This window comes from Shewanella sp. 0m-6 (genome assembly GCF_052977325.1).
The window spans coordinates 1-740 of record NZ_JBRIMD010000070.1 but is presented as its reverse complement, the minus strand read 5'-3'; the positions used below and the strand labels follow the sequence as shown (position 1 = coordinate 740).

At 52.8% G+C, this 740-nt stretch carries 1 rRNA gene; it reads right to left on the bottom strand.

The window, feature by feature from the left end:
* Nucleotides 1-740 (bottom strand): 23S ribosomal RNA (locus ACVBJC_RS20400); the annotation flags it as partial.

Here is a 740-nt window from a genome sequence, read left to right as displayed (position 1 = left end):
ACGAGTCATTAGTACAAGTTAGCTCAACGCCTCACAACGCTTACACACCTTGCCTATCAACGTCCTAGTCTCGAACGGCTCTTTAGAGGAATTAAATTCCTAGGGATGACTCATCTTAGGACTCGCTTCCCGCTTAGATGCTTTCAGCGGTTATCGATTCCGAACGTAGCTACCGGGCAATGCCATTGGCATGACAACCCGAACACCAGCGGTTCGTCCACTCCGGTCCTCTCGTACTAGGAGCAGCTTCCTTCAATCATCCAACGCCCACGGCAGATAGGGACCGAACTGTCTCACGACGTTCTGAACCCAGCTCGCGTACCACTTTAAATGGCGAACAGCCATACCCTTGGGACCGACTTCAGCCCCAGGATGTGATGAGCCGACATCGAGGTGCCAAACACCGCCGTCGATATGAACTCTTGGGCGGTATCAGCCTGTTATCCCCGGAGTACCTTTTATCCGTTGAGCGATGGCCCTTCCATACAGAACCACCGGATCACTATGACCTACTTTCGTACCTGCTCGACGTGTATGTCTCGCAGTTAAGCTGGCTTATGCCATTGCACTAACCGTACGATGTCCGACCGTACTTAGCCAACCTTCGTGCTCCTCCGTTACTCTTTGGGAGGAGACCGCCCCAGTCAAACTACCCACCAGGCACTGTCCCGAACCCCGATTCAGGGGCCGCGGTTAGAACATCAAAACTACAAGGGTGGTATTTCAAGATTGACTCCACA